General features: G+C 42.3%; 19 protein-coding genes. 17 read left to right on the forward strand and 2 right to left on the reverse strand.

Annotated features, from left to right (window positions below; translation table 11 throughout):
• Positions 1–44 precede the first annotated feature (44 nt).
• Positions 45–2,333, forward strand: a complete 2,289-nt coding sequence (locus LC090_RS02050; protein WP_226654797.1) for a cell wall-binding repeat-containing protein — start codon at positions 45–47, stop codon at positions 2,331–2,333.
• 432 nt (positions 2,334–2,765) lie between these two features.
• On the opposite strand, the gene LC090_RS02055 is transcribed toward LC090_RS02050, so the two are convergent.
• Complete coding sequence (locus LC090_RS02055; RefSeq protein ID WP_226654799.1) at positions 2,766–2,963, reverse strand: hypothetical protein; 198 nt, start codon at positions 2,961–2,963, stop codon at positions 2,766–2,768.
• A 273-nt stretch (positions 2,964–3,236) separates the two neighbouring features.
• Here LC090_RS02055 and LC090_RS02060 point away from each other — a divergent pair, with 273 nt between their 5' ends.
• From LC090_RS02060 to LC090_RS02125, 14 genes are all read left to right on the forward strand, one after another.
• Entirely contained in the window at positions 3,237–4,646 is a 1,410-nt protein-coding gene (locus LC090_RS02060) for a TcaA NTF2-like domain-containing protein (protein WP_226654802.1), read from the forward strand.
• A 31-nt stretch (positions 4,647–4,677) separates the two neighbouring features.
• Entirely contained in the window at positions 4,678–5,478 is an 801-nt protein-coding gene (locus tag LC090_RS02065; RefSeq protein WP_226654804.1) for a zinc-ribbon domain-containing protein, read from the forward strand.
• Between the two features lie 165 nt (positions 5,479–5,643).
• The gene (locus LC090_RS02070; RefSeq protein WP_226654806.1) at positions 5,644–7,491 is read left to right on the forward strand and encodes a zinc ribbon domain-containing protein; all 1,848 of its coding nucleotides are present in this window, start codon (positions 5,644–5,646) and stop codon (positions 7,489–7,491) included.
• Positions 7,492–7,876: 385 nt separating this feature from the next.
• A complete protein-coding gene (locus LC090_RS02075) occupies positions 7,877–8,161 on the forward strand; it encodes a hypothetical protein (RefSeq protein ID WP_226654809.1) in 285 nt (94 codons plus the stop codon).
• Positions 8,162–8,375: 214 nt separating this feature from the next.
• Entirely contained in the window at positions 8,376–9,401 is a 1,026-nt protein-coding gene (gene eutB, locus LC090_RS02080; RefSeq protein WP_226654811.1) for a hydroxyectoine utilization dehydratase EutB, read from the forward strand.
• Complete coding sequence (locus tag LC090_RS02085; protein WP_226654813.1) at positions 9,391–11,058, forward strand: PucR family transcriptional regulator; 1,668 nt, start codon at positions 9,391–9,393, stop codon at positions 11,056–11,058. Before eutB ends, LC090_RS02085 begins: the two co-directional genes overlap by 11 nt.
• Positions 11,059–11,339: 281 nt before the next feature.
• A complete protein-coding gene (locus tag LC090_RS02090; protein WP_226655249.1) occupies positions 11,340–12,542 on the forward strand; it encodes a M24 family metallopeptidase in 1,203 nt (400 codons plus the stop codon).
• Between the two features lie 15 nt (positions 12,543–12,557).
• Positions 12,558–13,529 carry a cyclodeaminase gene (locus tag LC090_RS02095; RefSeq protein WP_226654816.1) on the forward strand — a complete coding sequence of 324 codons (972 nt, stop codon included), beginning with the start codon at positions 12,558–12,560 and terminating at the stop codon, positions 13,527–13,529.
• 22 nt (positions 13,530–13,551) lie between these two features.
• Positions 13,552–14,745, forward strand: a complete 1,194-nt coding sequence (locus LC090_RS02100; RefSeq protein WP_226654818.1) for a cystathionine gamma-synthase family protein — start codon at positions 13,552–13,554, stop codon at positions 14,743–14,745.
• Between the two features lie 24 nt (positions 14,746–14,769).
• Complete coding sequence (locus LC090_RS02105) at positions 14,770–15,963, forward strand: M20 metallopeptidase family protein (protein WP_226654819.1); 1,194 nt, start codon at positions 14,770–14,772, stop codon at positions 15,961–15,963.
• Positions 15,964–15,978: 15 nt separating this feature from the next.
• A complete protein-coding gene (locus LC090_RS02110) occupies positions 15,979–17,031 on the forward strand; it encodes a homoserine dehydrogenase (RefSeq protein WP_226654820.1) in 1,053 nt (350 codons plus the stop codon).
• A 20-nt stretch (positions 17,032–17,051) separates the two neighbouring features.
• Positions 17,052–18,503, forward strand: coding sequence for an aldehyde dehydrogenase family protein (locus LC090_RS02115; protein WP_226654821.1), 1,452 nt, complete (start codon positions 17,052–17,054; stop codon positions 18,501–18,503).
• Between the two features lie 186 nt (positions 18,504–18,689).
• The gene (locus LC090_RS02120) at positions 18,690–20,276 is read left to right on the forward strand and encodes a BCCT family transporter (protein WP_226654822.1); all 1,587 of its coding nucleotides are present in this window, start codon (positions 18,690–18,692) and stop codon (positions 20,274–20,276) included.
• Between the two features lie 300 nt (positions 20,277–20,576).
• Positions 20,577–21,296, forward strand: coding sequence for a DUF4352 domain-containing protein (locus LC090_RS02125; protein WP_226654823.1), 720 nt, complete (start codon positions 20,577–20,579; stop codon positions 21,294–21,296).
• A 164-nt stretch (positions 21,297–21,460) separates the two neighbouring features.
• Here the strand turns inward: LC090_RS02125 and LC090_RS02130 are convergent, their stop codons facing one another.
• Complete coding sequence (locus LC090_RS02130; protein WP_226654824.1) at positions 21,461–22,642, reverse strand: hypothetical protein; 1,182 nt, start codon at positions 22,640–22,642, stop codon at positions 21,461–21,463.
• Positions 22,643–23,356: 714 nt separating this feature from the next.
• Here LC090_RS02130 and LC090_RS02135 point away from each other — a divergent pair.
• Both LC090_RS02135 and LC090_RS02140 read left to right on the forward strand, forming a co-directional pair.
• Complete coding sequence (locus LC090_RS02135; protein ID WP_226654825.1) at positions 23,357–24,133, forward strand: transposase; 777 nt, start codon at positions 23,357–23,359, stop codon at positions 24,131–24,133.
• Positions 24,134–24,273: 140 nt separating this feature from the next.
• Positions 24,274–26,811, forward strand: coding sequence for a choice-of-anchor I family protein (locus LC090_RS02140; protein WP_226654826.1), 2,538 nt, complete (start codon positions 24,274–24,276; stop codon positions 26,809–26,811).
• The last annotated feature ends 15 nt before the right edge of the window (positions 26,812–26,826 follow it).

Genomic DNA, 26,826 nt, shown 5'->3' on the forward strand with positions numbered 1-26,826 from the left:
CTAATATTAAATTAATTCAATGAAAGAAAGAGGTTATGAACCAAATGAAAAAATATGCCTTTTTAGTTATGTTAACGTTATTTGTACTCATATCGAGCTCAAAGATCACGCTAGTCTCCGCTCAAGAAACGGATGAAAACGTTTTTACATCCAGATTGTCTGGATCGGATCGTTATGAAACGTCGTTAGAGATTGCTCGTAATGGATGGACAAAAGCTCCTAACGTCATTATTGCGACTGGAGCAAACTTCCCAGATGCTTTGTCTGCGTCTGCTTTATCAAAGTCGCTAGATGCTCCAATTATCCTTACTAAACCAGATCTTCTTAATAAGGATGTGGTTGGAGAATTGAAAAGCCTGGGTACGAAAAAAGCGTACCTGATCGGTGGCGCTAGTGTTATTAATTCTTCAATTGAATCCCAGCTTAAAAGTCTTGGAATTAGTACAAAACGTCTTGGCGGTAAAGATCGTTTTGAAACATCCCTAAAGATTGCGAAAGAAATTGGAGTGGAGAATGGGATCATTGTGGCTACAGGAATGAACTTCCCAGATGCTCTTTCCATCGCACCGATTGCTTCTTCTCAAGAAATGCCTATTTTGCTTTCAAGAAAGTCTGGTTTAGATGAACAAATGAAATCTTATTTAAACGATAAAAAGGTACCGGTTTCTTATCTTATTGGAGGAGAAGCAGCTTTGGATTCATCATTAGACAAAAGTCTTCCTTACAGTAAGAGATTAAGTGGTAATACAAGATATGAAACAAATCTAGCAATCAATCAAATGTTCAAAGATAAAATCGATTTTAATAGAGCCTATATTGCTACAGGAACTAGTTTCCCAGATGCTCTTAGTGGATCGGCCCTTGCTTCGAAAAATGATGCCGGCATTTTCTTAACGAAAAAAGAAGAGATGGCCAAAGAAGCTATTGACTTTATGAGCGATAACGGTGTTAATGAAGCGGTTATTCTAGGTGGACCTAATGCAGTCAGTACTAAAGTTGAAGGACAATTGGAAAAGGAATTATATGTGCACGTTTCTTCCGTGAAAATAGAGCAGGAATCATATGATGTGCTCATAGGAGAAACGAATACGCTAATGGCTAGCGTACTTCCTAAAAACGCAACGAATCCTTCAGTATCATGGAAGTCATCAAATCAAGATGTGGCGATCGTAGATGAAAAAGGAACAGTTACAGGTAAGTCAGTAGGGTCCGCAACGATTACGGTAACCTCTGAAGACGGAAAATTACAGGCTACGACTGAAATTACCGTTAAACCGATTCCAGTGACATCAGTTAAACTTAACAAGACTTCTAATACATTAAAAGTAGGAGAAACAGATGCCCTCATTCCAACCGTTTCGCCTTCTAATGCGACAAATCAATCAGTTACTTGGGATTCTTCCAATCAAGATGTGGCAAGTGTAGATGCGAACGGAAACGTGAAAGCCCTATCTGTAGGGAAGGCAACCATTAAAGTGACGACAGTAGATGGTAGTATTGAAGCTACTTATGAGTTAGAAGTCGAGCCAGTAAAAGTAACTTCGGTAACATTGAACCAATACTCGGCAACAATGATCGTTGGTAATTCAGAAACCTTTATTGCCACAGTATCACCAGAGAATGCAACAAATCAAAAGGTGACATGGACCTCTTCCAATACTGACGTAGCCAAAGTAGATACTGAGGGTACTGTTACCGCATTATCGAAAGGAACAGCCAAAATCACGGCTACTTCTGTAGATGGCGGTCAAGAAGCAACGCTCGATTTAACGGTCGAGCCGATTAAAGTAGAAAGCGTTCATGACCTTCAGAAAGATGTATATCAATGGGATGATTACACGCTGCCAGCAGAAGTTTCTGTTACGATGAACAATGGGACAGAAGAGAAGAAGTCAGTAACTTGGGAGATTGAAGGAGTCGATACTTCCGAAATCGGATCGAAGAGTTATCAGGGTACAGTTGAAGGATATGATAAAAAGGTTAATCTGTCTGTAAATGTGAAATCTTTTGAAGAAGACCTTTTTGTTACAAATAGAAGTTATGTTCTGTTTAATTCCTACTTTAATAGCTACACGATAAGCCTAAAAAATAATACTCAAAGAGAGTTAGAAGTAGATAAAGTAGAGATTTATGAAAATGGAAGACTTTTTAGTTCGTATTCAAAGCAGAGATTATCTGAAAGTAATGTTCCGACTTCCATCTATCCGTCGAATTCATGGTCAATAGGTTTCAACTTCAGGTTTGGATTGTCTAAAGAAAACTCGTACTATATCGTCTATATCCAAAACAATGGACATAGCGTGCCGTGTAAATATTATTTGACCTCTAATTAATAGCGAAAAAAAAGCTGGCCTTCAATTGAGAAGGTCAGTTTTTTGGGAATCGCTGGAATCGCTGGAATCGCTGGGACGGTTCTCATAATTCAATCTAAACTATCAGTACAATAGGACTAACAAACGCCTTCGTTGAAGGGGGGAGGCAAAAAGAGTTTCGATTTACTGCTAATCTCACAAACGTTTAGAGTACTGAATAGGGAGTTTCTGCTCAGGAGTTAGCTAACCGATTAAAGAGCCATCTAATGTAGACTTACTGAATTAGGGTTTGGGGAAGAAAAGTATGATAAGGGATATAAAAGAGGTGATGTGAATCTGTCAAGAAAAGCTGCGCGCTGGTCTAACAAATAGTGTCTTTCATATGATTTTTCATAAAAATAAAACCAGATGAATTATCCATACTTGGACAAGTTCATCTGGTTTTATAGATATCTATGTGTAAATGCTTATTTTAACAGGCTCTTCAGAAATGCTTTTAATAGTATATTGAATGGCTATGAAAGTTCCACCGTCAGAAGCTTGTTTCGTGCCAACTTCATCACGTTGTTCAAAGTTTGTAATGGTTACTTCAGATCTCTTTAAACTAACAACATCATTAAGCTTAAAAGGTTTTACTTCCTCTTTTTTCACTTCGTTTGTTTCACCTCAAACTTCCTTAGAAGCTTCTTCTGAGTCACCACCGAGTGCTTTAAAGTGCGTACTGAAGATGTTCCAAATATATATAATAAATCCATATTTTATATATTTACCCTAAAAGTCCTAGGCATTGTTACCGATATACTATAACGAGGGAATTATTGGTATATATCTAGTTCTAAAGATTCCTTATAAACTTCTGTTTCTAAGCGAAAGGAGTTGGCACCATTTCGTATTACAATTCCATAACGAAAGGAGAACAAACTAGTGAATTTTTGTACAGAGTGTGGAAAAGCACTTTCAGAAAACAGTTCCTTTTGTACTGAATGTGGTTCTCCTCAAACTCAGGGGAAAAAGCAACAAATTGAAAAGTCAGTTGAAGTACAACAGGTACCCAAAAAGCCACTTTCACGTAAACAGAAATTTAGTTTTATAGCTAGCGGAGTCGTGGTAGCGTGTTTAATCAGTGCCCATTTTATCATCACCTCAATGATTGATCCTATGAATCAAGTTCAAGCGATGGATCGGGCAATGAGCGAAGGAAAAACAGAAGCATTTCTTAAGGAGATTCATATCGATCAAACAGCACTTATTAATAAAGAAGATTATTTCCAATATATTAAAGAAAATGGGTGGGAAGATCTCCGCTACCAACTAGTTGGTATTGCAGACTCTGAGGATAAATTTGATACCTCCGTCAGGGATGCAAATGGAAACCAAGTATTTGTAGTTAAAAAGAATGCTTTCGTACCAGGGCTCTATTATACATACGAAATTGATGCCATTCCGAGTGATTTAATTGTAAGCAGTAATCTTCCAAACACTACTCTAACCATTGATAAGCAATCTGCTGAGGTGAAAGAAGCAGAAGAGGAAATGAGTTTTGGTAAAGCCTATCCCGGACAATTCGAGATAACTGGAACGGCTAGTAATGTATTTGGCGATTTCACATATAAAGAAAAGATTAATGTGCTAAGTCAGGGAGATGAGGCGATTTACCTTCCAGTTGAGTTAGAGGGCTCATACCATACATTCTATACGAATATTCCTGAATCGACCCTTTTCATCAACGGAAAAAGCACAAAGAAAAAACTGTCCGATTTTGATACACTTGGACCTTTTCCAGTTGATCAAGAAGTGAAGCTTCATGCTGAATGGAAAGATGAGAAGGGAAAAACTTACAAAACTGAGTCTGTCAATCAAGATGGAGATACTTGGGGAGCGCTCGATTTCGACTTCGATGTTGATGATACGATTGCGGCTTCAACAACAACCCAAACTAATGATGAAGACTCAATCGATGAAAGTGAAGCAGCTCAAAGTCACGTCCTCGACTTTCGTGTCGCTTATGAAGAGGCGTTGAACTCTCGCGATTATAGCATCGTTGCTCCTTTTTTACTTAAGCAGAGTGCAGCTGATAAAGAATTAAAGAAATATATCGGTGATTTACAAGATAAAGGCTACTCCTACGAATTTACTGATAATACCGTAACGGACATAGAGGATTTGGGAGATAACACGTTTACTGTATCGACAAATGAAGTATTTATTTTCACCAATCATTTAAATGAACAAACTCATTACGATCGAGAGAAGACGTATACGGTTATTAAAAATGAAGAGGGATTTAAAATTAAGAAGATTAGTATAAAAGATACCGATCGAAATGATATGTAGAAACAATAAAACAAAATAAAGGGTTGATAGAATGTATTGTTCAAATTGTGGTGCTAGTAACGAAGAAAATTCGAAGTTTTGTGGAGGATGTGGAGGTCAACTGGGGGGAAGTCATTCGAATGAAGCGACTCCCCAGCAGGTGACACAGCAAATGACAGCAGCAACTGTTGCTGCTGAACCTACGAATAACGAATATATTGAAAAAGGTAAGTTAATCAGCAAGAACTTCTTTTCATTTGCCATTCAAGCATTTAAAGGGCCGATGTCTGCCAGTCATAACGTGACGGAATCAGATAAAGTAAACGGAATAATTGCTCATCTTTTGTTCGCGTTTTTATTGCCGTTCTTTTCATATGTAACTGCAAAAAACGTAGCTCCTGATGGATTATATGATTTTCCAATTACGATTCCATTTGGATCTTTTGTCATTCAACCATTTCTTTATATCCTTATTTTTATGGCTGTTTTTATTGCAGTCAATACTGGGGTAGCGAAATTAATGCGGGTTAATCTCTCTTTTATGAACGTGATGACTCGATTAGGTGTATTAATAGTCATTCCAACAGCAGCTTTCGTGGTAGCTGTGTTGTTTGCTGCCCTTTCGGCAAATGTCATCAGCTTGCTATTCTTTTTTATTGGCACGAGTCTATTTACTGTCTCAAGTACTTCTCTTGTCTTTTCATTGAAACAGAAGTCAACAGGAGGACTAGATGTTTATTACGGTTTAATTATCACAACTGTTCTTATGGGGATTTTCTATGCAATTGTCATAGCAGTTGTTGTAGAGAAATTTACTGATCAAATAAGCAATTTGATGTTATGGGGACTTTAGAAATATGCGGGGGAGCTGCTACTTCTCTAATCCTTGTGTATTCCAAAAGGTTATAACAATACCATGTTCGTGATGAAGTGGCCTACTTAATAAATTAGTTATTGAGTAGGCCATTCTCATGGGGGAAGAGTAGATATATGAATTCTGGAAGGGGAAGAAGGATCAATGAAATTTTGTACATCTTGCGGTAAAGAAGCAAAAGAGCAGGAGTTCTGTCAACATTGTGGAGCTAAGTTAGGAAGCAATAGTTTAGTTAATAAGCCCCAAGTAAAACAATCTCCTGCAAGCTCTAAAAAAAGAAAAATTATACTAGGTAGTATTCTGGCATTAATCGTTATCGTTTTTGCTGTATTTAAAGTAGGTGAGTCCTATACAGATAGGTTCAATCAACTGGCCAAGTTTGAGGAAAATCTCAATCAAGGAAATGTAAAAGAACTAGTAGCTTTTCTTGAATCCTCAGATTCTACACTTGATGTAACGGATAAAAATGTAAAAAGTTTATTAACCTATTTAAAAGAAAATCCTGATGAGAAGGAAACATTAATTAATCATCTACGTGAAACTGCTTCATCGTTCGATATGCCGCAGCAAGTGAGTGCAGAAGTAAAAGAGGGGAGCAATCAGCTTATTAAAATGGAGAAACGAGGGAAGAAATTCTTTGTATATGAAAATTATGACTTTGTCTTACAGCCATTCCCGCTTCTCATAGATACAAATGAAGAGGAAGTAAGTTACCTTGTTGATGGAAAAAAAGTATCTCACGTTGAAACGAAAGATGGACTCATAAATCTCGGATCCTTCTTGCCTGGTGAGTACAAGGTTGAAGGGAAGCTTTCTTCTGAACTTATTGATCTATCAAAAGAAATCAAGGTAAGACACTTTGAAAAGAATAACTACTCTGTTCTTGAATTTGATGTTGAAACAATCTCCATTCAATCAAACGCAGAAAAATTTGATGTATTGATTAATGGAAAAAACACGGACATATCTTTGACCGATGGCAAACAGGTTGAAGTTGGTCCAGTAATGGTTGATGAATCTATGACTGCCCAGGTGCAACTAGATGCCCCGTTTGGCAAAATAAAGAGTTCAGAAGTAGCGATAGACGATACATATCTTGAAGTAGAAGCGGTGCTTTCTGATAAACAAAAAGATAAAGTAGCGCAGAGTTTGAAGCAACATCTAACAAATTATTCAAACGCATTAATCAACCGTGAAATCGATTTTCTAGAGGATAACTCAACAGTTGCCTCAGACTATACCTATGCAAGCTTTGAAAACTTAATAGCTTATAGTACGAACTATGCTGGATATGTAACAGATGCAAAAGTAGATTGGGATACGTTTTACATTGATGAAACAGATGGTAAGTGGACACTTGAAGTTGGACTAATCGAAAAGTGGAAAGAAAATGATGCCTATGATGGGAAGCCTTCTTCGTTAACTGAATCACGATATTCAAATCTCTATACGCTAACATACGATGGTAAAGAGAAATGGAATGTAGTCAATTGGACTTCGTATGAAGATCCTAGCAGCAATGTAAAAGACTTAGGCATGGATCTAAAAAAACAAAAGAAAGACTTTGAAGCTTCTACTGCTTTTAAAGCGAATTCTGATCTTGAAGAGGCACCTTCTAATCAAAGTACTGACGAATTAGATGTTGAATCCTTTGTTCAAACGTATGTCTCTACCTATGTAGAGGCAATCAACTATGGCGATTTCTCAATCGTATCCGGGCAAATTGACCCTTCATCTACCGGATATAGAGATGAAGTATCAAGCTATATTGATCGCCTTAATGAAAAAGGAATGACAGAAGAGGTACTAAGTTTGGATGTTCAATCAGTGAAAGCAAGTGGAGATGGATATATGGTATCGACTGTAGAGGAATACAACATTTATTACAGTGATGGCTCAGAGAAAAATAAAGCATATCGTTCCACTTATCAAGTAAATGTTACTAGTGATGGTATTAAGATGGGTAAGTTGATTGAGACTGAAGAGATATGATTTAGCACAATGAATCGTTGGTGAATCGTTGGGAATCGTTGGGACGGTTCTCATGATGCAATCTAAAAAATCTAGATGTTAAACAAACGTTTGATTGAATTCCATCTGATCGCACCGTGACTGTTCTCGTAATTCATAGCAGAGTTAAATTGCTTTCTTTATGAGGCTAACAAAAACAAGTTGAGTACTTATTTGATTAAGTAACTCAACTTGTTTTTGTTTTTAGGCGTTTGAATTACGAGAATCGCTCCATTTTCCTGTTGAATTTCTATAAATAGGGTAATAAAAGAATTAATGGGAATCGGAATCGTGAACAGTTTACTATCATCGTTACAATACTCCAAAAGGCTGAGATAGGTTGATTTCTATTAATAAGGAGATGGAAATGACTAAAAAGACTGTGACAAATAATCATAGGGAAGTTCTGTTAAGGCTCTTTTATGTTGCTCTAATAGTTAGTTTTATCGTATTAATGTTCGATTCGAACCCTGATAATAACCTTTTTGCCGCGGGCCTTTTCACGACGTACTGGTTTATACGAATTCTACGTTATGGAATGAAGGAACTGGCAGAGGGCAATAAGAATCGTGCGTTGTTTCATTTTGGACTGTCCTTTATCGCTGGGATGGCTGTTCTTGCAGTAGGGGTGGTTTATTTGTTTGAACTTTAGGAAATCAGCATAGAGTGCTCAACTATACTGTTTTTTTGATCAATATAACCATAATAACCAGTTAGCTCATTATCTCAAAAATGAGTTAGCTGGTTTTCTATTAGGAAAAGAGAGTGAATCAGTAGAACCGTCCCGTTGATTCCCGCTTCCCAATTACTGTATAATTAACAGAAAATACAGAAAACTATGGATTTCAAAGGAGGCATCCCTGCACATGGCCACTTCCCATAACCGCCTTCCATCCAAAACGTTAACTCCTCTTACGCTTCAAGATATCTGGATTGCGAAGAAGCGGATTGCATCATTTGTGAAAACAACCCCTCTCCTTTATTCAGAACGACTTTCAAGAGAAAGTGAGACAACTGCCTATCTTAAATTAGAGAGTCTTCAAGAAACGGGTTCGTTTAAATTACGTGGGGCAGCCAACAAGATTCTTAGTTTGTCAGAGGAAGAGCGGCAGAAAGGTGTTACCACTTTTTCCACCGGGAACCACGGATTAGCTGTCGCATATGTCGCGCGGCAGCTGGGGGTGAAAGCCCATATTTGCATCTCCAATCGTGTTCCGTTCAATAAAGTGAGGAAGCTGCAGGAGATGGGAGCGGTGGTTCAACGAGTTGGTCAGAACCAAGATGATGCCGAATCCTATTGCTACAACCTTCGAGATGAGGAAGGGATGACCGTTATTAAACCATTTGATGATCCTGACATCATCGCGGGACAAGGAACGATCGCACTTGAACTGCTTGATGAGCTTCCGGACATTGATACGTGCGTGATTCCGCTCTCGGGTGGTGGACTTTTATCAGGCGTTGCACTCGGCTTGAAAGCGGCGAATCCAAATATTCAGGTAATCGGGGTTTCAATGGTACGTGCTGCTGTCATGTACGAAAGCATTCGGGCGAATCGGCCAGTGGTAATACCTGAAGAAACAACTCTTGCTGATAGTTTACTAGGGGGGATTGGACCTGATAATCGTTACACTTTTTCGATGGTAAAAGATTATGTGGATGATATCGTGTTACTTTCAGAAGAAGAGATTGCTCGGGGGATGTCCTTTTTATTTCGACACCATCAGATTGGGGTAGAAGGAGCTGCAGCAACAGCTGTTTCGGTCCTATTACATAAAAAAACGAGAAAGATCGGGTTGAGAACAGCCGCGATTGTGAGCGGATGTAATGTGGATGCGGACCGATTGCTAGAGATTATTTCCACACATAAGGATGATGAAGATGACGGTTAATCTTGGCGAGATTACAACACTACCAATGTTTGCGGAGGCAAGAGTCCTTGCTGGAAAATCTTTTCTTGAACAAAAACAAGTCGAGTGGGTTTCAGTGATTGAGACACCTGTTGAAAATTTTGTGCGCCAGCACGAGTTTGTTCTTAGTACTGGAATTGGGCTCGCCGAGGAAGACGAGGGGCTTCTTCACTTTGTGCAGGATGTCTACGAATCAGGAGCATCGGCCCTTGCTCTGGCAACCGGTCGACATGTGTATGATATTCCAAAAAAAGTGATATCCTTTGCAGAAAATAAGGGGTTTGTGCTTATTGAAATGAATTGGGAAATTCGTTTTTCTGATGTGATTCACTCCTGTATGGAGAAAATCAATCATTACCAGCAAGAAGAATTGAAGCGTTCTGAACAAATACAGCAACGTCTCTTAGAAATGGTTCTTCAAGGAGGGGGATGCTCGGATATCGCTCGGTATGTCGCGAAACAGGTCGGGTCTCCTGTCCTGATCGCTGACACGTTAGGGAGGGTGAAAGGCGAATCAGGGTGTACCACGGAACATCTTATGCAATGGAAACACCATCGTGAGAGTAGTGTGACCGTAGCTCATGCTGGGAATCTTCATCCGCTTCACAAAAAAATGGAGAAAATCGTAATTGGGAATGCAGCGGGCCTGTTGATGAGGATTCAGTCTGCAGGAAAGGAACAGGGGCAAATGATGGTTTTCTCTCTCACTGACCCGGATGATAGGGAGTCAAATCTTCTAGAGCATGCGTCGACTGCTGCGGCGCTTGCTTTTTTGAAAGATAGTGCGATTGAAGAGACGGAGATGCGGTTGAAAGATGATTTTATTCTGAGTCTAGCAAATGGAGAATTTGTATCGGAAGAGCGGCTCCTATCGAGAGGGAAGCTCCTCGGATATAACCTTACACTCCCTTATGTTTGTATTGTAGGAAAGTTGGAAAACTTGGAGGATCTTTTTAGTAAAAATCAAGAAGGATTTGCTTCTTATCAACACTGGTTTGAAAGCATGATTTATTATGTGAGTGAGGAAATTCTTTTGGCAGGCGAAACGATTAATCGAAGAATTCTCACTACCATCCAGGAGTCAAAGCTGCTTATTTTCCTCGAAACAGAGCCTGGAAGGAATGACCTAGTAAACCAGTATCTCGATTTACTGGAGAGGAGAGTGAGCCGATTGCTCCCAGGCGTCGTGCTGACGTGGGGAATGGGGCAGCATGGAGACGGTGTGATTGTTTTTCCGGAGAGCTACAGTAAAGCATGCGTTGCGCTAGATCTTGGTAGAAAGCAAAGAGGGGCAGGCAGTCGAATTGATTATGAAGATACGAAAATCAATCGATTATTGCAAAGTCTCTCGCACGATAAAGATGTGCAGGAGGTGACGATGTCAACGATCTCTCCTCTAGTTGACTATGATGAGAAGCGCAACATGGACCTGATCGGGACGTTCACCGCCTATCATTTAAATAACGGAAATGTGAGTCAAACGGCTCGAAAGCTGAACCTTCATAGGCAGTCACTACTTTATCGGTTAAGAAAAATCGAGTCGCTAACAAGACTATCCTTGATGAATCCGGATGACGTGTTCCTTCTCGATTTGAGCATCAAAATATGGTCCGTTGGTTTGAAAGATGCGAACGGTTAAGTTAAGACGTTATTGGAATGAGATTGGAATTTCAAACCGAATAGAAGCTTAGGCAGTACCTGGATGATTGGGTACTGCTTTTTTTGACGTTTATAGTAGACGTTTTTTTGTTGGTCATCCTCGCTTGTCTTATAGTCGACCCCATTAGGTAAATTGTCTAAACCAACTAGGAAAACTTCATACAGTTTTGCAGATGCTTTAAAGGTCTTCAATTGAGTATGATGAACGAAAGTAATTAACGAAATGTTCTGAATTCATGAAGTGGAGGGAGAATGAACGCGATGCAATCCTTTGAGATGAGTGAATTTCAGGAGCGGATTCAGCGGACGAAGAGACGGATGGAAGCGGAAGGGCTTGAAGTGTTGTTGATTACAGATCCAGCAAATATGAATTATCTCTCAGGTTATGACGGTTGGTCCTTCTATGTTGATCAGATGGTCGTCGTCATCATTGATGAAGAGCATCCGCTTTGGATCGGTAGACAAATGGATGCGAATGGAGCGAAAGCGACGACGTGGCTGTATCGAGAGAACATCATTTCCTATACGGATGATTATGTCCATTCGGACGTCAAGCATCCAATGGATTTTGTTGCAGACATCTTGCGGCAAATCGGTCAGGGAAATCGCGTCATCGGTGTCGAAATGGGAGCTTATTATTTCTCAGCACTTGCGTTCGAACATTTGAAAAAAGGATTGCCCAATGCCGTTTGGAAGAATGCGACTCTACTCGTTAATCATGTGAGGATGATCAAGTCAGATCAAGAAATTGCGTATATTCGCAACGCAGCAAGGCTTGTTGAACGAGGCATGACAAAGGCGATACAGTCCATTGCTGAAGGCGTTCGAGAATGTGATGTAGTAGGAGATATTTATCAAAGTCTCATTCGGGGTACGCCTGAGTTCGGGGGAGATTATCCTGCCATCGTGCCGATGCTTCCTTCTGGTGAAAATACGTGTACACCGCATCTTACTTGGACGGATAAAAAGTACCGGGATAAAGATCTCGTCATCATTGAGCTCGCGGGCTGTTATAAGCGATACCACTGTCCAATGGCTCGGACGGTATCGATCGGTTCTCAGGAAGAAAGAGTGAACGATATCGCAAGGGTGGTTGTTGAAGGCTTGAACGAAGCTCTCGCATTTGCGAAGCCTGGCGTTACGTGTGAGGAAGTGGAGGGAGTCTGGCGGAGAACGATTGCAAAGTACGGCGTCATGAAGGATTCTCGAATTGGGTATTCGATGGGACTGAATTATCCGCCAGATTGGGGCGAACATACGGCGAGCATCAGGCAGGGAGATCACACCGTGTTGAAGCCGAATATGGCGTTTCATATGATTCCAGGAATTTGGTATGACGATTTTGGAATTGAAATTAGTGAATCCTTTTATGTCACGGATAAAGGTATCGAGGTGCTAGCTAATATGCCACGAAAACTGATTACCGCCACCGATCTATTTGCGATGGATAATGACGCGGTGTAGGCGAGGAGTGATGAGATGATTCTTTTTACAGAAGAAGATATTCGTAAGCACGTGAACTTGAATGCGGAAACGATTCAAGTGGTTGAAGATGCGTTCACGAGCCTTGCTACAAAGCGAGTAGAAATGCCTCCGATTATGCGTATTGATATTCCGGCTTATAACGGAGAAGTGGATGTGAAATCGGCTTATGTGGAAGGACTGGATTATTTCGCAATTAAAGTATCAACAGGATTTTTCGATAATTTTAAGCTAGGTTTGCCTAGTGGGAATGGCCTTATGATGCTATTCCATTCTCAAACAGGAAAGCCTGAAGCCCTCCTTCTCGATAACGGTTATTTAACAGATATTCGAACTGCTGCCGCAGGGGCAGTGGCGACGAAGCACCTCGCAAGACAAGACGCGCGAACAGTAGGGGTGATCGGAACAGGGAGTCAGGCGCGGTATCAGGTTCAGGCAATTGCGCGAGTACGTCCTATTGAAAGCGTATTGGTATACGGGCGGGATGAGGGAAAGGCTGCGCAATATATGAAAGACGTGGAGTCGCACCTTGGCGTAAAGGTTGAGAGAGCAAGCCCGGAAGAAGTGGTACGAAGAAGCGATATTGTTGTCACGACCACCCCCGCTACAAGCCCGATTATAAAAGAGGAATGGCTACACGATGGTCTTCATATTACCGCGATGGGATCGGATGCTGAAGGGAAGCAGGAGCTTGAAGTGGGGATTTTAGAAAAGGCGGATCTCCTTGTATGTGATGTGAAAAGTCAATCTCGTAAACTAGGAGAAATTCACCACGCACTTGATCAGGAACAAATGATGAAGAAGGCAGTAGAGATTGGTGAGATTACAGCGGGGCGAATGAAAGGCAGAGTGACGAACGAGGAAATCACGGTATGCGATTTAACGGGGACGGGTGTCCAGGATACAGCCATCGCTCTTTATACGTACAACATCCTGAAAGAAAAGAAAGCCCGTGCATCGATTCACTAGTGACGAAAAGGAGATGAAGAAAATGAAGAAAACAAACAATGGAACAACGGCGGTATGGGCAGGGGAAAAGGACTATCTTGTCCATGGGGCGACACAGGTTCCGGTCGTGCTAAGCGTTGCTTATGGGTACGACGATATGGATGAATGGTATGAGGTAGCGGTTGGAAACAAGAAGGGTCATATTTACGGACGAAATACGAATCCAACGGTTCAGGCTTTTGAAGACAAAGTGAAAGCACTTGAAGGAGCGGAAGCCGCTACTAGCTTCTCGACTGGAATGGCCGCGATCAGCAACACACTTTCAACGTTTCTTATGCCAGGCGACCGTATCGTATCGATTAAAGATACATATGGCGGTACGAATAAAATATTCACCGAGTTTCTGCCACGACTGAACATTGAAGTGGTGCTATGTGAAACAGGAAATCACGAGATGATCGAGGAGGAAGTGGCAAAGGGATGTAAAGTCCTTTATCTCGAGACCCCAACAAACCCAACGGTGAAAATAACAGACATCCAGCGTATGGCGAAAGCAGGTCACGACGTTGGTGCCCTTGTCGTGGTGGACAATACGTTCGCAACGCCAATAAATCAGAATCCGTTGGAGCTCGGAGTTGACCTTGTCCTTCATAGCGCGACGAAGTTTCTCGGTGGGCATGCAGATGCGCTTGGGGGCGTTATTTGTGGAAGAAAGGAACTGATCGAGAAAATCTATCACTACCGAGAAATTAATGGAGCAACAATGGATCCGATGGCCGCCTACCTCATATTGAGAGGCATGAAAACCCTGCATCTGCGTGTGAAGAAACAGTGTGAAAACGCGATGAAGGTAGCGAAATATCTTCAAAGCCAGGAGCTTGTCGAGGCGGTTTTCTATCCAGGACTTGAAACGCATCCAGGACATGAGATTGCGAAGAAACAGATGAAGGACTTTGGAGGAATGTTCAGTTTTTCCGTGAAAGGCGGCGTTGAAACGATGCGCCACTTGCTTCCGAAATTGAAATATGCCAACCGAGCGGCAAATCTTGGGGCGGTCGAGACAACGGTAGGACCATCGCGTACGACGAGCCACGTTGAATGTACGCCAGAAGAACGAGCGCTAATGGGCATTCCAGAAGGACTCGTCAGATATTCAGCTGGGATTGAAGACGTCGAGGATTTGATTGCGGATCTTGAACAGGCATTCCAATCGGTGACGAGTGAAGCAAAGGTGTAGAAAGAGAGCAAAGGAGGGACGAGCATGGCTCCGGAGCATACAGAAATGGAACGAGCGGAGGCGATGCAAGAAGAGTTAGTTAGGTTTCGACGGACGCTACATGCGTATCCCGAGCTTAGCTTTCAAGAGAGGCAAACGGCAAAGTTCGTTTCGACGACGCTACGTGATTTAGGTGTCACTCATATTAGAGCGTGCGGGGGATTTGGCGTGGTTGGGACTATTAGCAGTGGAGTAGGACCGACTATTGCGATTCGAGCAGACATGGATGCCCTTCCCATTCAGGAATCAGGCACTCACGCTTACCGATCGAAAAATGATGGCGTGATGCATGCCTGTGGCCATGATGCCCACACCGCCATGTTGCTAGGCGTTGCAAAGCTATTAGTTGAGGATCAGCGTAATGGAAGTCTTCAAGGTACGGTGAAGCTGATTTTCCAACCCGCTGAAGAAGCAACGGATGACAGCGGGCTTTCAGGTGCTTCTTACATGATATTGGATGGCGTGTTAGACGATGTTGAAGCTGCTGTTGCGCTTCACGTATGTCCCTGGCAACCAGTCGGTGTCATTCAAGTAAATGATGGAGAAAGCATGGCAAATGTCGACGTCTTTGAGGGAGTGATCGCTGGTTCAGGAGGGCACGGGGGATACCCGCATATGGGGTCAGATCCAATCTGGTTGTTATCTTCTGTGCTACCGGTCCTTTATAGCATTGTGAATCGTCGCATATCCCCACTTGAGACAGCCGTTGCAAGCATCGGGGAGATTCATGCTGGAAGTGCTAGCAACGTTATTCCTGATGAAGTCAGGGTAGTTGGAACGTTTCGATCGTATTCGGCAGAGGCGAGGGAGAGCTTGACCCTGGAGCTTGAGAAAGCGTTTCAGGTTGCAGAAGTACTTGGTGGAACGTATGAATTTCATGTTGAACATGGCGAGCCAGCTCTTCGAAATGAAGCTCAAGTGAATCGAATCATTGAAAGGGCAGCGGTAGAGTTAGATCCAAATATAGAAATAGCACGTGGACCATTTGGTCTAGGCGGTGAGGATTTTGCTTATATGGCAGAGCGAGTGCCGGCCGCAATGTTTTTCCTTGGTAGTGCCATACCAGACGGGACCAGTAGGGAGCTTCATACCCCTATTTTCGATATTGATGAACGCTGTCTTCCGATTGGAACAGCGCTACTAACGAAAACCGCGCACGAAATGCTGAAATCAATCTAAGGGGAGGTGTCACAAGTGGCGCATCGCATTGCCTTTATTGGCTTTGGGGGAGTAGGTCAAGGACTCGCCGATATCATTCAAAACCAGGGTGAAGAACTTTTAAAAAAGGAAGGGCTGGAGCTTCAAGTAGTGGCCATTTCGGATATGATGAAGGGTTCGCTTTATCATCCAGAAGGACTAAATCTGAAAGTCGTGCATGAGACGTTAAAGTCGACTGGATCGCTTCACTCTTATCCAGAAGAACCTGGACTCATCAGAGGACTTGATAGTATTCAAACGATCAAACAATCAAATGCGGATACGATCGTTGAAGTAACGTTTACGGATGTGAGAACAGGTCAGCCTGCGATCGATCATTGTAAGGCGGCTTTTCTATCAAGAAAAAATGTGGTTACAACGAATAAGGGGCCAATTGCGCTAGCGTATCGTGAATTAAGTAAGCTTGCGAAAGATAACGGGGTGTTTTTTGGGTTCGAAGGAACAGTGATGAGCGGAACGCCTGCACTTAGAATGCCGCGTACAACACTTGCTGGAAATGAGATATCTGAGATAAGAGGGATTTTTAATGGAACTTGCAATTACATGTTAACGCGAATGGAAGAGGGTTTATCCTTTGACGCTGCTTTAAAAGAAGCACAGGATCTTGGATTTGCAGAAGCTGATCCAACGAATGATCTTGAAGGATACGATGTTAGATATAAAGTGGTTATTCTAGCGAATTACGTGATGGGTAGCTCCCTTACTGTAGAAGAAGTCGCGTGCCAGGGAATGAGTCATATTACGACTCAGGATATCGTGGAGGCAAAGCAAAACGGGGAACGCTGGAAGCTGTTAGGAACGCTAAAGAAAGGAAAGGAAGGCATCATTGCAACCGTAGGACCAGAACGGCTACCGCTTACGGATCCTCTTGCTTCTATCAGCGGGGCGACGAACGCAATAACGTATGAGTGTAGTCTTGCGGGTCCTATCACGCTAGCAGGAGCAGGAGCTGGGATTAAAGAAACGGGCTTCTCGCTATTAATCGATTTAATTCACTTTCATCGGGAGAAAAAAGCGGTCACAACCTAATGGGAAGGATGGATGTGAGGATGACAACACAAACGGCTGTTCAGGGCATGTACCTTGCAGGGAAATGGACGATGAGAGAGGCAAAGATTGACGTGTTAGATCCGCATGATCAATCACTTATTTGCAGTGTTCCTTCTGCTTCTGCTGAAGATATGCATCTAGCCATTGACGAAGCGAAAAGAGGCATGAAAATCGCTGCCGAGCTTCCCGTTCATAAGCGAATGGCGATTCTTCACAGGGCTGCTGAGTATGTCGATGAAAATCGAACGCGTTTTGCGAGAACGATTGCTATGGAAGGTAGCAAAACGATCAAAGAAGCAAGGGGAGAGGTGCAGCGTTGTATTGAAACGTTGAAATTATCTGCTGAAGAGGCAAGGCGAATTAACGGTGAAACGATTCCATTTGATCAGCGTCCCGGTAGCGAAGATCGCCTTGGTTACTATTTCCGCTTCCCTGTTGGCATTATCGGAGCAATCACGCCATTTAATGATCCGTTAAATCTCGTGGCTCATAAGATTGGACCAGCGATCGCAGCGGGCAATGCCATCATCGTGAAACCTGCTACAGTGACCCCGCTTAGTGCGCTTCTACTAGCAGAAGCCTTTGATCATGCAAACCTTCCTCACGGAGTGCTCTCTGTGATTACCGGAAGAGGGAATGAGATTGGAAACGTGCTTGTCACACATCCGGACGTCCGAATGATTTCATTTACCGGTGGTTTGGAAACAGGTGAGCAGATTACACATCAGGCAGGTTTGAAAAAAATTAGTATGGAGCTAGGGTCGAATTCCCCGGTCATCGTATTGAATGATGCGGACCTCGAACATGCTGTCAGGGCAACCGTTTCAGGCTCTTTTTCGGCAGCAGGGCAAAATTGTATCGGCGTGCAACGCGTGTATATTCAGGAAGGGATCTATGACGCTTTTGAAGAACTGTTTGTTAAAGAGACGTTGGCTCTATCTGTTGGTGACAAAATGCTTGAAACGACGGATATGGGACCAATGATCAATGAAAGAGAAGCCAAGCGAGTGGAATCGTGGGTAGCGGAGGCATTGGATCATGGTGCGAAACTCCTGGCTGGTGGTGTGAGAGAGGGGGCTTATTATACACCAACTGTCCTGACGCACGTTCCTCAGGATTGTATGATCGCAAAGCAGGAAATTTTCGGACCCGCTGTACTTCTCTATCCTGTAAGGGATTTAGATGAAGCGATTGATCTTGCAAATGATGTGAATTATGGGCTACATGGGGGGATTTTTACTGAAAATCTCGAGAATGCTTTTGAAGCGATCACCCGGCTACAAGTTGGTGGACTGATGATTAACGATAGCTCAGATTATCGAATTGACGGTATGCCTTTCGGAGGGATCAAAGGTTCAGGAATTGGACGAGAAGGTGTAAAGAGTTCGATTCTGGAAATGACTGAGCCACGCGTCGTTAGCTTTAAGTTGAAACACCGAATGAAGGCGTAGAACACGACCATCAGAGAAGGAATTCCTTCTCTGATGGTTTTGAACTCTTCTGTCCTTAAGAGGCAGTGCCCCACTAGTTGAACGACTTGATTTTGAGTGGATTTGAAAGAGGGGGTACTACCCTTTAAGGATAGAATCGCAAGCACGATCCGCATCACAAATCCATTTAATGAAGGGGAGAAGCGTATGAGTTCGAATTACAGAAATCCAGTTTTCTGGGTATCCGCGCTTGTCATTACACTGTTTGTCGTTTGGGGTGCTGCAGCTCCAGACGGGTTTGCGAAGATTGCAGGATCGGTTTTCAATTTCACTACGAATGCATTTGGCTGGTTTTACCTCATTGCGGTTATGTTCTTCGTCTTATTTTGTCTCTATTTAGCTCTAAGTAAGCATGGGAAAGTTCGTCTCGGTAAAGAAGATGAACGTCCTAAATATGCCTATTTTACTTGGATTGGCATGCTCTTTAGCGCAGGATTTGGCGTGGGACTTGTCTTCTGGGGAGTGGCCGAACCGATGACTCACTTCGGTACACCTCCTACTGGTCTCGGAGTTGAAGGAGGCACGGAAGAGGCGGCTCGGACAGCGATGCGCTATTCCTTCTTTCATTGGGGCATCCACCAGTGGTCTGTTTTTACCGTTGTTGGACTTGTGATGGCTTACTTTCAATATAAAAAAGATCGAGGAGCGCTGATAAGCTCAACGATTACGGTGAAAACACCAAAGAAAAAGGCGAGCTGGAAAACGATCGTGAATACACTTGCTGTTATTGCCACCGTTATGGGCGTTGCGACTTCACTTGGGATGGGAATCCTTCAAATTAACGGTGGTTTGAATTATATGTATGACCTGCCACAGAATGCAGGTGTTCAGCTGATTATTACCGGAATTCTCCTTGTGCTCTATCTCTTTTCATCCACAACAGGACTTGATCGAGGGATTAAATACTTAAGCAACCTGAATCTGGGGCTTGCTCTAGGACTCATGCTTTTTGTACTTATTCTTGGACCCACTGTCTTTATATTCGAGAGCTTTACCGTTGCGATCGGTGATTACATTCAGAACTTTGTGGAGATGAGTTTCTACATGACCCCTTATCAGGGTGGATCGTGGGTCAAAGATTGGACCATTTTCTACTGGGCATGGGTCATCGCATGGTCGCCTTTCATCGGATCCTTTGTTGCGCGAATCTCTCGCGGTAGAACGATTCGCGAGTTAATCTTCGGTGTGCTCATTGTACCTCCATTTATTGCGATGGTTTGGATTGCTGTTTTCGGCGGAGCGGCCTTGAACATGGATTTATTTGGTGGTACGGCGATTACCGCTGCCGTCAGCAACGATGTCACGAGTGCGCTATTCGTCACACTTGAACAGTTTCCATTAACAACGGTTTTATCAAGTCTTTCTATTTTCTTAATCGCTGTCTTTTTGGTTACCTCAGCGGACTCAGCTACCTTTGTATTAGGGATGATGACATCGAAAGGAAATATGAACCCGACAATGGCGTCGAAGATCGTCTGGGGTACACTTATCGCCGCGATATCTGTTGTGCTCATTATTAGTAGTGGTCTTCAAGGACTCCAAACCGCTTCCCTCATCTCAGCCCTTCCCTTTACCTTTATCATGATTCTCATGTGCAGAGCGCTCTTTGTTTCACTTAGAAGGGATCATAAGGAAGAAGTGAAGAAAATGGAAAAATCGATTATTGAAACAGCTACCGCACAGATTGCAGCATCGAAGCAGGAGGGAGAGAGCGAGGAGGGGAATCGCGGGTGAATCGAATCGCTGGGGAATCGCTGGGACGGTTCTCGCGATTCACATTAAATAAGATTTGAATATCAGATAAACCAGATGAACGAGTCAATTTGAGATTCGTTCATCTGGTTTTTGTTTTGGGATAAGGAAGTGAATCAACAGAACCGTCCCACTGATTCCACTGATTCTCCAGCGATTCTGAGAATATGGACAAATCAAGTAGCGTATTCTATATCATTTGATTGCGTTATTTTAGGAAAAGGGTAGCAGAAACATTGATAACGGAATAAACGTCTAAATACAAGATCGAGGGGTGGTTATTTGTCAGCCGAAATGAAAAATAAACACTATGCTACTACTGCCTTAGTATTAGCGATTTGTTCATTTGTATTGGGTTTGATTCCAATCATAGGTTGGCTTCTTGTGATTACGGCGACTGTTTTCCTTGTATTAAGCTATTCAAATCATGAGAAAGGACCTAAGAATGTCGTTTCTCTCATACTTGTTAGTCTTACATGGGTGGGTAAAATCCTTTTTGCTAGCATCTTCTTCTTTACCGTATTTTCACCTCCTAGTGAAGAAGAAAGTGGAATTGAGGTAGAAACCGTTGGGACAATGGAGTCGGCTGACAGCAATAAGGAGGAAGAGAAAGATAAAGTTTACAAAGTAGGCGATGTTGTTCAAATGAATGATAAGGAGCTAACGGTTATAAAGGTGGAGAAATCAAACGGGAATGAATACTCGAATCTTAAATCTGGTGATGAATATGTCATTGTTTCAGTCAAAATTACAAATAACTCGAAAAAAGAAATCTCTTATAACCCTTATGATTTTGAGATGAGTAACTCGAAAGGCCAGATTTTTCAACAATCATTTTCCAGCATACATGAAGATACTGCATTGCATTATGGTGAACTTGTGCCAGGCGGAACTGTAGAAGGGACCGTCGTATTCGAACAGCCGAAAGATGATGAAAAACTGCAGTTGCAATATACGGTTAACTTTTGGAGAGATCGAATGATTCGTGTTGATTTGCAGTAGGAATCGGTGGTGGGGGGAATCGCTGGTGAATCGCTGGGACGGTTCTCATGATGCAATTTATTTATGTGGTGGAATCAACAGAACCGTCCCAGCGATGCCAGCGATGCACCGCCTCATAATAAAAAGTACCTGTTCCCAAAAAGGAAACAGGTACTTTTACACATTTATTCAGCTTTCTCAATAACCATATTCAACGTTTCTTTGATTTCTTTCAGCTCTTCCATTGCCTTTTCTTTTTCATCTGATTTAACAGCTTCTAGATAAGACTGAGCATGGGCAGAAAGGGTGTTGTAAGCTTCTTCGCCTTCCATGCGCGTGATGTCGCTTGAAATCATATCAATGAAGAGAGCACCTTCTAGAGCAGTAATCGTGGATTTATCTTCTCCCCATTCTTCTTCGCTTTCTTCATATTCATGAAGAGCTACTTTCGAGAAGCCGCGAATAAACGCATGATTGACAGCTTCAGGATCGATCTCAGCTACATCGTTTTCAAGACTGAAATTCTTCTCGATTAGTGCTGCATCTTCTTCAGCGTGGTTCGTAATGTAATTTGAGATTGATTGATAGAATGCCCAACCTTCAGCTTGTTCCACACGAGCGTGCTCAGGATCTTCTTTTGCTTCTTTAGCAGCTTTTGTTGCATACCCTTCAGGAAGAGCGCCGGTTGCAAGGTAGAACGTCTTCATCAACGTTTTATCTACCATTTGGGTAGCGAGTACAAACTGAAGGTTATCATCGTTTTCAACAGCGGTTTGCATGTCACTAAAACCACCGTCGATTTGAGAAACCATGGAAGTATCGTACGCCGCGTCACGTTTTTCGACTGTTCCTTTTAACACTTCATAGTATTCCTTCGCTTCTTCAATCTCTTTGTTCACTTCTTCTGTATTGCCCCAGTTTTCTTTCACTTCATCAAACTCATGCTTTACCGTTAAATAGAAAACCTTTTGCATCAGCTTATCGTAAATTTGTTTCACAACTTCACCATCAAGGTCACCAGATTTTCCAGCTTCTAGGGCAGAAGAGATCTGTTGATCCATGTCACCTTCTCTTTGCTCAACAAGAGGTTTTAAATCGTTATTATAAAGATCAATCACAGCCTGATAGTCAACTTCTTCACCTTCAGAAGCTTTCTCAAGCTCGGCTTTACCTTCTTCAAATGAAGAAATGAAATCAGCATCTTCTTCTTTTTCATCACCATTCTCTTCATCCGCTTTTTCCGTGCTATTTTGTTCTGAATTTTCATCAGAAGCACTTTCATTGGTAGAGTTCTCATTTGATTGTCCGCAAGCAGCTAGCACAAGGCCTAGTGCAAGAAATAAATACAAAATCTTATGCTTTAACACGTTTGATTTCCCCCTATTTTCTATGTAGTAATCGTTATCATTCCATCATTATCATATAGAGAATGATTCTCATTGTCAACCGGTAAATGAGAATCGGTGGGGAATCGCTGGCATTGTCGGGGCATCAACGGGACGGTTCGTGTGATTCATTATAAGGTGAAGACTAGAAATAAGAGTCAAAGAAAAAAGATGAGTCCTTCGTATTTAACGAGTGACTCACCTTTTTTGGTAAGAGCAACGACAAAGTTCTTAATAACTTTCAAAACATAGCAAATCCCCTTTAAACAAACGTTTGATTAACTGGATATATACAGCTTTATCCTAATATCTTCATAGAGATGAAGGGAATTTTACAAGCAAAAAGAATATGTTAACGAGCTAGAAATAATCAGGAGGTGATCTTGCAAATGAATTAAAATCCTAAGTCCATAATAACTCTTATCTAAGTACCATGACTTCATTTCCTCCAACTCTTAACTCCGTTTTACCAAAGTATGAACCTACCACTAATTAACTTATTTTCATTCCAAATTTTGATTTCATTTTCATCTACTAGATTTATATCCAAGACGTCTCTTCTGATAATCATTTCATCCTCGCGTAACCTAACTCTATCTCAACCATCTCCGTTGATTAGAGCAGTATAGAAAACCAACCTGCTCGGACAGTGATTTTAAAAATTCCGTCTCGCCAAATAGAATAGGGAGAGTAATCATGCCACGAGAAGCAAGAAAAAGAAGCAAAACATCGATTTATCATGTCATTTTTAGAGGAGCTAATCGTCAGGAAATTTTTCATGATGATCATGATCGGATTCGATTTCTTAACGCCCTTGAAAAGTACGCCCTCTTGTACGAACTGAAATGCTATGCGTGGTGCCTCATGAACAATCATATCCATCTGCTGTTAAAGGAAGGAAACGAAGAAATCTCTCTTACGTTAAAACGCCTCGCCATAAGTTATGTCCAAACCTATCATTTTAAGTATCGTACATCAGGACATCTCTTCGAAGATCGGTTTAAAAGTGAAAATGTGGAGACGGTCAAATACCTTCTTACCGTAGTGCGCTACATTCATCAAAATCCAGTGAAAGCGCGGATGGTTAGGAGTATAGACGATTGGCCATGGAGCAGTTGTTCGGAATACTATCGGGGTTATTCAGAAACGAAGTGGTTAGATTGTGATTATATCCTGAACCTCTATGGTTTTGATCGCCGTTTAGCCATTGGACATTTTAAGGAGTTTAATGAACGAGTCACTGATGATTGTTGTTTAGAAGATGTAAACGATAAGAAAAGAAGATTGACCGACGATGAAGCGAGAGACCTCATAAAAAGCAGTCTTGGTGTAGTGGAAATCGCTCAGGTAAAGAGCCTTCCTAAAGATAGGAGAGACCTGTTGATAAGGGAGGTGAAGCGAATAAAAGGGGTGTCGCAACGGCAGATGGCGAGAATATTGGGTGTTTCGCAGACTTTGATTTTTAGGGCGTGAATCGGGAGAACCGTCCCGCCGATTCCCCCACCGATTTCCGGTGATTCCAGAATTTACAGTTTTTTTAAAATGCTTTCGAACTCCCTAAACAAACTTCCTTCAGAGTATGAAAGAGACATACTCATTAGGAGGAAATCAGATTGAAAAAAACCCCGTTACTCGCAACAATTGTTTTCCTATCCCTTGTTATGCCTTTTCCATCCACTTCATTCGCTGAGAAGGAACTGACGACTTATACCGAGCAGGAGGATTTAAGTATTTCTTTGTTAGGCCGATATGAAAGTGGCGCAGCACTTGATGAAGGTGGCGCTGAGATCGTCGATTATGATAAAAAGCATCAGCGCGCGTTTGTAGTGAATGGAGCGGATCAGTCTTTAGATATTTTGGATTTGTCTTCAGCTCCAGAACAAAAGGAACTCAAGCTGTGGAAGAAAGTATCTCTCACAGACATCGATTTAGGCGCATTCGTCCCAGGTGATGTAACGAGCGTAGCGGTTCACCCTGACTCAGAATATGTTGCCGTTGCCATACCAGCGGAAGAAAAAACAGATCCAGGAATGATTGCCCTGTTCACGTCTGATGGTGATTTTATGAAAGCGTATGAGGTCGGTGCTTTGCCAGATATGGTGACCTTCTCACCAGATGGCAAACAACTTCTTGTTGCAAATGAAGGAGAGCCGAATGACGACTATACGATCGATCCTGAAGGAAGTGTTTCTGTACTCGACGTCAGCAAAGGTCCCAAGGAAGCAAAAGTAAATACGATTGACTTTGACGCTCTCGATGAAAAGAAGATCGATGAAGATGTTCGAGTGTTTGGGCCAAATGCGACAGCGGCAAAAGATTTTGAACCTGAATACATACAGGTAACAGATGATAGTCAAAAAGCATATGTTTCCTTACAAGAAAATAATGCGATTGCAGAAATTGATTTAGAAACGCAAACCATCACCAGTGTCAATAGCCTCGGTTTTAAAGATCATTCCATTGAAGGGAATGGGCTAGATGCATCAAACAAATCGGATGAAATCGATATTAAACCGATGCCTGTTCTCGGCATGTATCAGCCCGATGCCATTGCTCTCTACACGGTGGAAGGTAAAAACTATCTCCTTACACCAAATGAAGGAGACGCGAGAGATTACGATGGCTATTCGGAAGAATCTCGTGTTGAAGATCTCGAAAGGGACACAGGGCATCCGATCAAACTGAATGCGGACAACTATGAAGGATATACTCAAGCAGAACTGGATCAGCTAGTAGCTGACGGTTTGTGGGATGAGGACCAATTAGGTCGATTAAACGTGACGACTGCTAATGGATTGAATAAAGAAGGGGAATATGAAGCGCTCTATAGTTATGGTGCTCGCTCTTTCTCCGTTTATGAAACAGAGAATTTCGAACAGCTTTACGACAGTGGTGATGAGTTTGAACAAATCACTTCTCAAGCTTTACCGGAGTACTTTAATTCCAATAATGATGACAATGGTTTTAAAAGTCGTAGTGATGACAAGGGACCTGAACCAGAATCAGCAGAAGTTGGCAAAGTTAATGGCAAACAGTACGCGTTTATCGGGTTAGAACGCCAGGGTGGGATTATGGTATACGATATCGATCAACCTGAACAGCCAGAGTTTGTGACGTACTTTAGCAGTCGTGATTTTTCGGCAGAAGATGAGTCTGTTCAAGGAGATAGTGCACCTGAAGGAATCAAATTCGTGTCTGCAGAAAATAGTCCTACTGGAAAGGCGATGCTTCTTGCCGCCCATGAAGTGAGTGGCACAGTAGCAGCCTATGAGATTGAAAGTCTACTTGGTGAAAAGCGCCTTGCTGGAAATGACCGCTACGAAACAGCCGTACAAGTTTCGAAGGAAGGCTGGGAAAATGCTGATACCGTTGTGATCGCGAGAGGTGATGAATTTGCGGATGCCCTTGCAGGTGCTCCGCTTGCCTATAAAGAAGATGCACCGATCTTACTTACATCGACTGATCACTTGAATAAAGAAGTAAAGAAGGAGATTGAACGATTAGGAGCAAAACACGCGATCCTTCTTGGTGGATCTTCAGCCCTTTCTTCTTACGTTGACTATCAATTACAGGGACTCGGGTTAGAGGTCGAACGGATTGGTGGCAAAAGTCGTTTTGATACGGCAACGAATATTGCCGCTCGTCTTGATGGCAATCCTGATAAGGCTATTATTGCGAACGGTCTCACTTTCGCGGATGCCCTCGCTGCTGCTTCTTATGCTGCAAAAAACGGCTATCCCATTTTATTAACAGAGAAGGACCAGCTTCCATCGTCTACTTCCCTTGCTTTAAAGGGAATTGATGAAACCATCGTAGTAGGTGGAGAAGCCGTTGTCACGGAGGATGTTTTCTCCCATCTTCCACATGCTAGCCGTATAAGTGGTGCCAACCGTTTCGAAACAGCGGCGATCATGGCAACAACTTACGGCGGCAATGCTGCCATCGTATCAACCGGCTACGAATTTGCTGACGCGCTAACAGGATCCGTCCTCGCGGCAAAACGAGATGCGGTTTCTCTTCTTGTAAAGAAGGACAGCGTTCCTACAACGACTAAAGAAGCTTATAAGCAACTTAATTTAGAAAAGCTTTATATTCTTGGTGGAACGAGTGCGGTGAGTGATGAAGTGATGGATGAATTAAGGTTGAAGTAAGAGCCCAGCTTAATA

This window comes from Guptibacillus hwajinpoensis, assembly GCF_020524165.1.
Taxonomy (GTDB): domain Bacteria; phylum Bacillota; class Bacilli; order Bacillales; family Guptibacillaceae; genus Guptibacillus; species Guptibacillus hwajinpoensis_D.

What these genes read in the sequence shown, in the direction of transcription:
- LC090_RS02050 (WP_226654797.1), top strand. Translation starts at nt 45, where the DNA reads ATGAAAAAATATGCCTTTTTAGTTATGTTAACGTTATTTGTACTCATA.
- LC090_RS02065 (WP_226654804.1), top strand. Translation starts at nt 4,678, where the DNA reads ATGTATTGTTCAAATTGTGGTGCTAGTAACGAAGAAAATTCGAAGTTT.
- LC090_RS02070 (WP_226654806.1), top strand. Translation starts at nt 5,644, where the DNA reads ATGAAATTTTGTACATCTTGCGGTAAAGAAGCAAAAGAGCAGGAGTTC.
- LC090_RS02075 (WP_226654809.1), top strand. Translation starts at nt 7,877, where the DNA reads ATGACTAAAAAGACTGTGACAAATAATCATAGGGAAGTTCTGTTAAGG.
- eutB (WP_226654811.1), top strand. Translation starts at nt 8,376, where the DNA reads ATGGCCACTTCCCATAACCGCCTTCCATCCAAAACGTTAACTCCTCTT.
- LC090_RS02085 (WP_226654813.1), top strand. Translation starts at nt 9,391, where the DNA reads ATGACGGTTAATCTTGGCGAGATTACAACACTACCAATGTTTGCGGAG.
- LC090_RS02090 (WP_226655249.1), top strand. Translation starts at nt 11,340, where the DNA reads ATGCAATCCTTTGAGATGAGTGAATTTCAGGAGCGGATTCAGCGGACG.
- LC090_RS02095 (WP_226654816.1), top strand. Translation starts at nt 12,558, where the DNA reads ATGATTCTTTTTACAGAAGAAGATATTCGTAAGCACGTGAACTTGAAT.
- LC090_RS02100 (WP_226654818.1), top strand. Translation starts at nt 13,552, where the DNA reads ATGAAGAAAACAAACAATGGAACAACGGCGGTATGGGCAGGGGAAAAG.
- LC090_RS02105 (WP_226654819.1), top strand. Translation starts at nt 14,770, where the DNA reads ATGGCTCCGGAGCATACAGAAATGGAACGAGCGGAGGCGATGCAAGAA.
- LC090_RS02115 (WP_226654821.1), top strand. Translation starts at nt 17,052, where the DNA reads ATGACAACACAAACGGCTGTTCAGGGCATGTACCTTGCAGGGAAATGG.
- LC090_RS02120 (WP_226654822.1), top strand. Translation starts at nt 18,690, where the DNA reads ATGAGTTCGAATTACAGAAATCCAGTTTTCTGGGTATCCGCGCTTGTC.
- LC090_RS02135 (WP_226654825.1), top strand. Translation starts at nt 23,357, where the DNA reads ATGCCACGAGAAGCAAGAAAAAGAAGCAAAACATCGATTTATCATGTC.